We start from the raw sequence: 9,544 nt of genomic DNA, 5'->3' as shown, positions 1-9,544 counted from the left end.
TAGCCCTGCACTTTTTTTAAATAAAAAATGGCGATTTGCGTTCGGTCCCGAAGATTGAGCTTTCCCAAGATTTCGGTGACATAGTTTTTGACGGTACCTTCACTTAAATAAAGCTGTCCGGCAATTTCCTTATTGGACAGACCTTCCGCAATAAGGACGACAACCTTTTTCTCGGTCGGGGTCAGTCCGAATTGTTCCAGCTCAGCAGGTTTAGGGGCGGGCTGCGCCGTTGGACGAAGCATGCCGGTCAGCTTGCGCGCGATATCGGGATGAATCAGCATGTTTCCGTCATGCACGGTTTTAATCCCCTGGATGATCCGGTCCGGCGGAATGTTCTTCAGCAGATAACCGCTGGCCCCGTTCCGCAGAGCTTCGACAATATATTCATCATCATCGAAGGTGGTCAGCATAAGCACTCGTACATCCGAGTGACGTTCACGAATCCGCCGCGTTCCCTCTACGCCGTCACATACCGGCATGCGAATGTCCATGAGCACGACATCGACAGGAAGTCCCTCCTCCAACAAAGCCAGCGCTTCCTCTCCGTGCTCTGCGACAGCCGATACTGCGATATCCGGGTCCATCCCCACCAGCAGTTTCAAGCTTTCCCGAATGAACGGATCATCATCTACAATTAAAACAGATATCATGGATGTCCACGACCTTTTCGATAAAATAAGATACTGCGTCTTGTTAAATTACATAATCTCACGCTTCCGGTAGACAGGCAGCCGGGTGATGACGGTAAAAGGCACGGTTCTCCGTACCTCCAGCGTTCCACCCACCACTTGGGTTCGTTCGAGCATGCCACTCATTCCGATACCTTGACGGTTCGGTGAAGCTTCGTCGCCTGCCGGCTTGTGGACTGCACCGTCGTTGGAAACCTCCATCCGGACGTCCTGTTCCCCGTAATGCAGGATGATCTGGACCCGTTTAGCCTCGCCATGGCGGATGGCGTTCGTGATAGCTTCACGGGCATTTTTGTATAACACCACCTGTTGACTGGGATAGAGCGGATAGGGAAAACCCTGTAATATAAGCTCGGTCTCGATCCCGGTCTGCCTGCCTGTCTCCTCCAGGAGCCGATCGAGGGAATAGTCGTCTGTAATCCGCCGGACCGGATTCATCTGTTTCACGGCCGTTCGCATCTGCTCCATGCTCTCTCCCAGCTGGTCACGGATTTGACGGAGCATATCCATGCCGCGCGCGGAATCATGCGGAACGGTGAGGAGGGCTGCTTCCATCATCATTTTAACGCGAATCAGCCGGTGGCCGATGTCGTCATGCAGCTGGCGGGAGATCCGGTTGCGCTCCTCTGCCTGCGCCGCACTCTCTACCTGATGAGCGAATTGCAGCAATTGTCTGCCGGCCTCGTCCTGCTGGAAATGCAGTCTTTTCAACTCGTCGTATAACTGAATATGATCCGCTTCCTTCTGCTTCATTTCATGGATGTGGTTGAACGTTACCGCCATGAACAGAAACAACAGATTGGCGGTCGTCAACAGCAGCGCATCGTAATCGATAATAGCCATGGTGAGCAGCAGGAGGTGACCGAACGCCGCCCATAGCCTGCCTGGCCGTTCGAACAAGGGCAAATAAACACATAGGGTGGAGATGGATAGGAACACCATCATGAAGCCGTATTGATGGCATAGCCACAGAGATAGTGAAATTTCCAGCAGAGCGGCTGCCTTCAGATAAGCAGGCGATGGCAAAAAGCGGCTTAGCACCGAAATCGCCAGAAACAGCAATATGTACACCATGTATGCCCCGTAATCATCGAGCTGCTGCAAAAAGATGTCCGCGGCGGCCGGAAGGAGAATGAAGCCATACCTTAGATAGGTGAGTGGGGATGTCACGTGCGATCAAACCCTTTTCCTTAGTGAAATCAAACCGTTCAAACCATTGGCATCATTATATCACATGGATGTTTTCAGTAAGGAGATGACTTTCGTCACCCTATAAAGTGACTTCTTCTACCTTAAAAATCCGGCGATTCCAGATAGAATAAAATCAACAAATGGATACGAGATTGGAGAAATGGAGATGGTGAAGATGGCGGTCTTTCTGCAGATGAAGGATGTCGTGAAACGATATGGAAACAAGCTGTCGGTGGATCATATGAACCTGGAAGTGAACGAAGGGGAAATCTTTGGGCTTCTGGGACCGAACGGGGCGGGCAAAAGCACGTCCATCAATATGATCTGCGGACTTCTTCCCAAGGATCAGGGCAGCATCAAGGTGGACGGCATCTCGATTGAAGAGCAGCCGCTGGAAGTGAAGCAGAGAATCGGGTTGGTGCCGCAGGATCTGGCTCTGTACGAAGAGATGTCGGCTTGGGACAATGTTGCTTTTTTTGCAAAATTATATGGACTGCGCGGCCCTTTGTTAAAGGAACGAGTGGAAGAGGCGCTGGAGTTTGTCGGCCTGCAGGATCGGGCGAAGGAAAAGCCGTCCACCTTCTCCGGGGGGATGAAACGAAGATTGAATATTGCATGCTCGATCACGCACCGTCCGAAGCTGATCATTATGGATGAGCCTACGGTAGGGATTGATCCGCAGTCCCGGAATCATATCCTGGAATCCGTGAAGACGCTAAACCGCATGGGTTCTACCGTTATTTATACTAGTCATTACATGGAGGAAGTTGCTGCGATCAGTGATCGGGTGGCCATTATGGATCAAGGTCATGTTATCGCCTGCGGGACGCAGCAGGAGCTTCGGGCACGCGTTGCGAATGAGGAAAAAATCATTCTTACTGCCGATGGGATCACACCGGAACTGGTGGAGGAGCTGACCATTCACCCGCGCGTCCGGCGCGTCACGCAGAATGATAACGAGATCGAAGTTTATGTCCCGTCAGCTCAGGATGAGCTGCAGGATATTCTGTTCATCTGCAGTAAACACCATACGACGCTTCGCTCCCTGCAATGCGAGGAGCCGGGGCTTGAAACGCTGTTTCTCAGCCTGACCGGGCGCACGCTTCGCGATTGATCATAAGGGACACGTGCAGAGGAATCCATAAAGGAGGAATACCGAAGATGAATATGATGATTATCGCCTGGTTTGAGCTGAAGCGGATGGCTACCAGCCGAACGGTGCTGATCAACCAGTTTTTGCTGCCGCTCATCCTTATTTTTATATTGGGAAACGCGCTCTCGGGCTGGTTCGGCAATGATCAGGAATTTAAACAGTCATCGGTCAGAGTGGGATTTGTGTTGGATGCTGCAGATGGAGGCCAGCTGCCGGGGAGTATTCAGGCTCTAACCGGCTCGCCGGAGATCCAGGAGATTCTCGTTCATGAGATGGCAGCCAGCCGTGAAGAGGTTGAAGGAAAGCTGCGCAGGGGCGAGGTCGATTACGCGGTAGTGATTCCCGCTTCCTTTGATGAACGGATGGGTCAGGGAGCGGACGTGAAGCTTGAATTGCTGCCCGGAAGAGACCGTAATCTCAACCTGGTGGCAGACACGATCTTTAAGACTTTTATCGCAGATGTCAATCACAAACAGGCTGAGGTTATCGTTATGGGCGGAGATCAAGTTCTTGCGGCTCAAGTGGCAGCACCTGTGGAAACCTCGTCTGGACCGAACGTAACCATCGGGAAACTGGGCGAGAAAGGAGCCACATATTCAGCAGCCCAATACTACGCTGCCTCCATGCTGATTATGTTTCTGTTGTATTCGGGTCTGATGGCAAGCAGCAGCCTGCTGGGAGAGCGGGAAAGCCGGACCCTGTATCGCCTGCAAAGCGCACCCGTCACCCCCGGAACCGTATTTGCCGGTAAAATTATCGGCTGTAGTCTGATCACGCTTGTACAGGCAGCAGCCATTGTGCTTGGGTCCATGTGGCTGTACGGCGTGAAATGGGGGCCCCACCCTCTGCTGCTTATCGTTGTCTGCGTATTAATCACATTATCGTCCATGACCATTGCCACGTTTATCACCCTGGTCTCCTCAACGGCGGCAGGAGCCAGGGGGCTGATGCAGGCGATCATTATCGCCATGACATTTGTGAGCGGGGGATTCATGCCGCTTCCCGTGGAATTTTTCCAAAAGATCGCTTCCTTCACCGTCAATCATTGGGCCATGCAGAGCATGCTGCGGATGATGCTGAACAGCGACGTGCATTTGATCGTCACCTGCCTCGGCATGCTGGCGGCGATTACCGCAGCTCTGTCAGCTGCAGCCATGATTACGTACAGAAAGGTGGGATACCATGCATAGCCTAACCATTGCCTGGCATATGGTGCGGCGCACGCTGGGGCGAAAAAGAGGCTGGATCGTCTACCTGCTGGTTCCTTGCGTGGTCGTTACCTTGACGGTGTTTCTCTTGGGGCAGACCTCGGCTGCAAGCATCCTGGTCTCATATGTGAATGAAGACGAAGGCCCGGCAGGTCAGTATCTGATGAATGAGCTGGAGCGCAGCGGCCAATACGTACTCAAGGAGTCCGAATCCGAGATTACGCTGAGAGAAGACTTGGTGGAGAATAAAAGTACCGTAGGCGTTTATATACCGGAGGGCTTCAGCGATGGGTTGATTGAAGGACAGCAGCCGCTGGTTCAGATATACGAGGTCTCAACCTCGGAGGCTTCGGTGATGATACGAATGACGGCAGACTCTGCGGTCACACGTCTGAGCGGCACAGCTGCTTTGATCCGGGAAACCTCGGAGCCGGATGTTGACCGAATGCTGATGCTGCAAGATGTGCTCAAGCAATCCGCAATGAATCGGGTGGATACGGAGGTCACGGATTTGAATCTGTACGCCAAGCCAGGCCTATCCAACGTAACGGGTTTTACCCTGATGTTCATGATGACCCTCATCTCCAGCGTGGTCTCGATGATGATCGATGACCGCAGGCAGCGAACGCTGTCCCGCATGTACACGGCACCAGTGCGTGCCTATCAGATCGCTTTAGGCAATTTTCTGGGCAGCTTGGTGGTCGGCTCGCTGCAGGTGATCATCGTGCTTGTGCTGAGCCGGTATGTGCTCCGTTACGATTACGGAGTTCCGTTATTACTGCATTTCCTTATTCTGATGGCCTTCATGCTGGTATCGTTAGGCGTGGCAAGCACGGTGGCCGGGTTGATCCGGAACGGGCAGAATGCGGCCATGATCAATTCCATGATCGTCACGCCGACCTGTATGCTGGGCGGGTGCTTCTGGCCGCTTGCCATCATGCCGGAGTTCATGCAGAAAATCGCCAACTTCATCCCGCAAAAATGGGCCATTGAGGCGGTGGAAATCGCGGCCACGGGTGGTACGTTATCCGATATCGCACTGCCGCTGGCCGTTCTCGGCTTGATGGCGATCATTCTGCTTGCCGTCGGTTCTGCTATCCTGCGGCCAAGCGAGAGCGGAGTTGGGCACGGCGCATAAACGGGTATGCTGGATACCGCATGGCTCTTAGGAAAGTTGTCAGTGATCGAATCATTTTTTTGAAAATAACGAAAGCGCCCGGCCAGATCTGAATGTATGTCCATTCAGTCTGCCGGGCGCTTATTTACTATAGGTGACGATGGGTTAAAAGTTTTCTTAAGGCAAGGCAGGGGAGCGGGTTTAGCCGCATGACGCCTCTTCCTACTCCTTAAGCTGTCGTAGAACGGTAATTTCAACCCGCCGATTCTTCTGCTTGCCGTCGGCAGTCGCATTATCCGCGGCTGGTCTTGTATCGGCATAGCCTGCGTATTGGAAGCCTTCCGGGTCCAGCTTGCTGTTATCGAGGAAGAACCGCAGCACCGACATCGCCCGGGCACCGGAGAGCTCCCAGTTATCCTTGTAACTGGAGTAGCGGCCGATCGGCACATTGTCCGTATGCCCCTCGATGCTCACCGTGGTGTTTAAATCGCTGAACAGGCTGGCTAATTTGCCCAGAACTGGAGCGGCTCCGGGTTTAAGCTCGGCTTTGCCGACATCGAACAGGAAGCGGTCGCTTAGCGTAATGGCAATCCCTTGCGGCTCGTCCGCGATGAAGATATCTTCTTCGAGTTGGTTGTCCTTCACGTATTGTTGAATGAGCCCCATAAAGTTCGCCAGCTCTTCCTCCTGGGCACGGAAAGCGAGCTCCCGCTCGGTTAGCGGTTCCGCCGCCGTATCCTTATCCTCGCCGCCCTCCTCTTCGGCAGCAGGCTTCGGCGGAGGATTCTTATGGTTCTCCGTATCGGCTGTGCCGGTAATGCCGGAGCCCATCTCCAGGATGCTGTCTCCGCTCTGGAAGGTGGCCTGCAGGGATTGGGTGACGAGTTTGTATTTTTCCGTATCGAGCCGGCTCATGGCATACATCACCACAAAAAAGATCAGGAGCAGCGTAATCAGGTCGGCATAGGTGATCATCCAGCGTTCGCGCTGGTCGCCTTCCGCCTGCTTGCGATGACGGCGCCGTCTATTCGGCTGTCTCATGCGCGATCCCCCTTGAGGACGGAATGTCCGTGGTGCCTGCGGAAGCGAAGGAGGCTAGCTTTTTACGAACCAACAGCGGGTGTTCTCCGTTCTGAACAGCCATAATTCCTTCGAGCAGCAGCTCCATATTTGCAATTTCTTCTTCGGAACGTGCTTTAATCTTCGACGCAATGGGCAAAAAGATAATATTGGCACTCGCGACACCGTATAAAGTGGCGGTAAAAGCGACCGCGATCGAAGGTCCGAGACCGGTTGGGTCTTGCAGACTGCCCAGCACGTGGATCAATCCCATGACGGTACCGATGATCCCCATGGTAGGAGCATATCCCCCGGCGGACTCGAAAATTTTGGCATATCCTTCGTGCTTCTGCTCGGCGGCATTGATATCGAGCTCCAGGATTTGACGCACCATTTCCGGGTCATTGCCGTCCACGACCATCTGCATGCCTTCCCGCAGGAACGGGTCCTCGTGATCGGCCGAGATGCGCTCCAGCGCCAGCACCCCGTCTCTTCTGGCTGTAACCGACATATCGACAATGGCGTCAATCAGCTCGTCCGACGAACGGTTGCTGCGGCCGAAGGCCAGCTTGAGCGCCGCCGGGATGGTACGGAGCCGGGTAGCAGGGAAACTGACGATGACGGCGGCGATGGTGCCGCCGAATACGATAAGCGCAGCCGCTCCTTGCAGCAGGCCGCTCAGATGTCCGCCTTCCCATAAAAACCCTCCGATCAACGCGGCCAAACCGGCGAGAATGCCAAGAATAATCGTAATATCCATAACGCTGTATCATCTCCTTAAGGAAGTTAATTGTAGATCATTGGGTTGTATGAAGCTAGTCCGACATGGAATTTGAAGGCTGCCGGACCCTAGAAGCTGAGGCCCGGAACATTCGCACTGGAACTTATTGAAATTTTAATTAAACTGTTTGCATCAAAAAAACGTAAAGGGTATAATGAGACGGGAACAAATATTCTTATTCCTTACGTAGACACCACTAATTTCCCATAGTATATCATCGGGAAGTTTCGACATATCTTTTAGCATGAATTTCATTTTAGAGTATGAGGGTGATGAAGGGCAATGAGCGATTTAGTTGTCAGTACCAAATCCTTTGAGATCCAGTCTGAATTCCAGCCGCAGGGCGATCAGCCCACGGCTATTGATGCGTTGGTCGAAGGACTCCGCCAAGGGAAAAAACATCAGACGCTGCTAGGTGCAACAGGAACGGGGAAGACGTTTACGATCGCGCAGACAATCGCCAAAGTAAACCGTCCCACACTCGTTATTGCGCATAACAAGACGCTGGCTGCACAGCTGGCCAGTGAGTTTAAGGAATTCTTCCCGAACAACTCCGTGGATTATTTTGTGAGTTATTACGATTACTATCAGCCGGAAGCTTATATCCCTTCCTCCGATACGTATATCGAGAAGGACTCCAGCATTAATGAAGAGATTGATAAGCTCCGCCACTCTGCAACGAGTTCGCTGTTTGAACGGCGCGATGTCATCATTGTGGCGAGCGTATCCTGCATATATGGCTTGGGTTCGCCGCATGAATACGGCGAAATGCTGCTATCGCTCCGGGTAGGCATGGAGAAGCCGCGGAATGAGATTTTGTCGCGGCTGGTTGATATCCAGTATCAGCGGAACGATATCAACTTCGTTCGCGGTACCTTCCGCGTTCGCGGGGATGTCATCGAGATTTTCCCTGCCTCGAAGGGGGAACAGGCCGTTCGCGTCGAGCTGTTCGGAGACGAGATCGAGCGGATCACGGAGATCGACGTCTTGACGGGCGAACTGGTTGGAGAACGCGAGCATATCGCCATTTTCCCGGCGTCTCACTTCGTTACCCGTGAAGAGACGATGCGGGTCGCGCTCGTGAACATTGAACGCGAATTGGAAGAACGCCTTGAACTGCTGCGCTCGGAAGGCAAGCTGCTGGAAGCGCAGCGCTTGGAGCAGCGTACCCGTTACGACATCGAGATGATGAAGGAAGTCGGATTCTGCTCCGGCATCGAGAACTACTCCGGCCCTCTGACCTTCCGGGAGCCTGGTGCTACGCCATATACGCTCCTTGACTACTTCCCGGACGATATGCTGTTTGTCATTGATGAATCGCACGTTACGCTCCCGCAAATCCGCGCGATGTATAACGGTGACCGGGCACGGAAAACCGTGCTGGTCGATCACGGCTTCCGCCTGCCATCCGCGCTGGATAACCGGCCGCTGAAGTTCGAGGAGTTCGAGGAGAAAGTGAACCAGATCATCTACGTGTCGGCCACGCCGGGACCGTATGAGATAGAGCACTGCGATACGATGGTTGAACAGATCATCCGGCCGACAGGCCTGCTTGATCCGATCATCGATGTGCGTCCGACTGAAGGGCAGATCGATGACCTGATTAGCGAGATCCATGACCGGGTGGAACGTGACGAGCGTGTGCTCGTGACGACCCTGACGAAGAAAATGTCAGAGGATCTGACCGATTATCTGAAGGAAATTGGAATCAAGGTTCGTTACATGCACTCCGATATCAAGACGCTGGAACGGATGCAGATTCTGCGCGATCTGCGGCTTGGTACATTCCACGTGCTGGTGGGTATTAACCTTCTACGGGAGGGTCTTGACCTTCCGGAGGTTTCCTTGGTAGCGATTCTGGATGCGGACAAGGAAGGCTTCCTCCGTTCGGACCGCTCGCTCATTCAGACGATCGGCCGGGCAGCCCGGAACTCGGAAGGTAAAGTTATCATGTACGGCGATAAGATCACCGATTCGATGGATCGGGCGATCAAGGAAACCGAGCGCCGCCGCAGCATCCAGGTTGCCTACAACGAGAAGCACGGCATAACGCCGCAAACGATCCGCAAGAAGATCCGCGATGTCATCGAAGCAACCAAGGTTGCGGAGGGCAAGGCGGATTATCTGGTGGGCGAAGGACAGAAGATGTCGAAGAAAGATCGTCAGAAACTGATCCAGCGTCTCGAGGCCGAAATGAAGGAAGCAGCAAAGAATTTGCAGTTCGAGCGTGCGGCCGAGCTTCGTGATGCGCTGCTGGAGCTGCAAGCCGAATAAATTTGGAGAGATGAATGACAGGGGGGACGGCCTAAGTGGTCGTTCTCTTTGTGAAAATATAAGCACCACATG

At 53.4% G+C, this 9,544-nt stretch carries 8 protein-coding genes; 4 read left to right on the top strand and 4 right to left on the bottom strand.

Annotated elements, in window-relative coordinates; all coding sequences use genetic code 11:
* Both M4D81_RS31310 and M4D81_RS31305 read right to left on the bottom strand, forming a co-directional pair.
* Positions 1-650: response regulator (locus M4D81_RS31310; RefSeq protein WP_260069281.1), on the bottom strand; the 650-nt coding region annotated here is incomplete at its 3' end.
* Between the two features lie 48 nt (positions 651-698).
* A complete protein-coding gene (locus M4D81_RS31305) occupies positions 699-1,859 on the bottom strand; it encodes a sensor histidine kinase (RefSeq protein WP_260069280.1) in 1,161 nt (386 codons plus the stop codon).
* Positions 1,860-2,046: 187 nt separating this feature from the next.
* On the opposite strand from M4D81_RS31305, the gene M4D81_RS31300 reads away from it, so the two are divergent.
* The 3 genes from M4D81_RS31300 to M4D81_RS31290 are packed head-to-tail and all read left to right on the top strand — an operon-like array spanning position 2,047 to position 5,379.
* Positions 2,047-2,994: an ABC transporter ATP-binding protein gene (locus M4D81_RS31300; protein ID WP_260069283.1), complete on the top strand. Its 948-nt coding sequence runs from the start codon at positions 2,047-2,049 to the stop codon at positions 2,992-2,994.
* 47 nt (positions 2,995-3,041) lie between these two features.
* On the top strand, positions 3,042-4,223 hold the full coding sequence (locus M4D81_RS31295; RefSeq protein ID WP_260069279.1) for an ABC transporter permease: 1,182 nt from the start codon (positions 3,042-3,044) through the stop codon (positions 4,221-4,223).
* Positions 4,216-5,379, top strand: a complete 1,164-nt coding sequence (locus tag M4D81_RS31290; RefSeq protein ID WP_260069278.1) for an ABC transporter permease — start codon at positions 4,216-4,218, stop codon at positions 5,377-5,379. Before M4D81_RS31295 ends, M4D81_RS31290 begins: the two co-directional genes overlap by 8 nt.
* Before the next feature lie 201 nt (positions 5,380-5,580).
* Here the strand turns inward: M4D81_RS31290 and M4D81_RS31285 are convergent, their stop codons facing one another.
* Positions 5,581-6,399: an OmpA/MotB family protein gene (locus M4D81_RS31285; protein ID WP_260069277.1), complete on the bottom strand. Its 819-nt coding sequence runs from the start codon at positions 6,397-6,399 to the stop codon at positions 5,581-5,583.
* A complete protein-coding gene (locus M4D81_RS31280; protein WP_071219764.1) occupies positions 6,383-7,177 on the bottom strand; it encodes a flagellar motor protein in 795 nt (264 codons plus the stop codon). Before M4D81_RS31280 ends, M4D81_RS31285 begins: the two co-directional genes overlap by 17 nt.
* A gap of 303 nt (positions 7,178-7,480) precedes the next feature.
* Here M4D81_RS31280 and uvrB point away from each other — a divergent pair, with 303 nt between their 5' ends.
* On the top strand, positions 7,481-9,472 hold the full coding sequence (uvrB, locus tag M4D81_RS31275) for an excinuclease ABC subunit UvrB (RefSeq protein ID WP_260069276.1): 1,992 nt from the start codon (positions 7,481-7,483) through the stop codon (positions 9,470-9,472).
* Positions 9,473-9,544 lie beyond the last annotated feature (72 nt).

It is taken from the genome of Paenibacillus sp. p3-SID867 (genome assembly GCF_025142895.1).
Classification (GTDB): domain Bacteria; phylum Bacillota; class Bacilli; order Paenibacillales; family Paenibacillaceae; genus Paenibacillus_AQ.
Note: the sequence above shows the minus strand (reverse complement) of the source record. Positions and strands in the feature narration are given on the sequence as shown.

Coding starts and splice junctions, on each gene's coding strand:
- M4D81_RS31285 (WP_260069277.1), bottom strand. CDS start 6,399: ATGAGACAGCCGAATAGACGGCGCCGTCATCGCAAGCAGGCGGAAGGC.
- M4D81_RS31290 (WP_260069278.1), top strand. CDS start 4,216: ATGCATAGCCTAACCATTGCCTGGCATATGGTGCGGCGCACGCTGGGG.
- M4D81_RS31280 (WP_071219764.1), bottom strand. CDS start 7,177: ATGGATATTACGATTATTCTTGGCATTCTCGCCGGTTTGGCCGCGTTG.
- M4D81_RS31295 (WP_260069279.1), top strand. CDS start 3,042: ATGAATATGATGATTATCGCCTGGTTTGAGCTGAAGCGGATGGCTACC.
- M4D81_RS31300 (WP_260069283.1), top strand. CDS start 2,047: ATGGTGAAGATGGCGGTCTTTCTGCAGATGAAGGATGTCGTGAAACGA.
- uvrB (WP_260069276.1), top strand. CDS start 7,481: ATGAGCGATTTAGTTGTCAGTACCAAATCCTTTGAGATCCAGTCTGAA.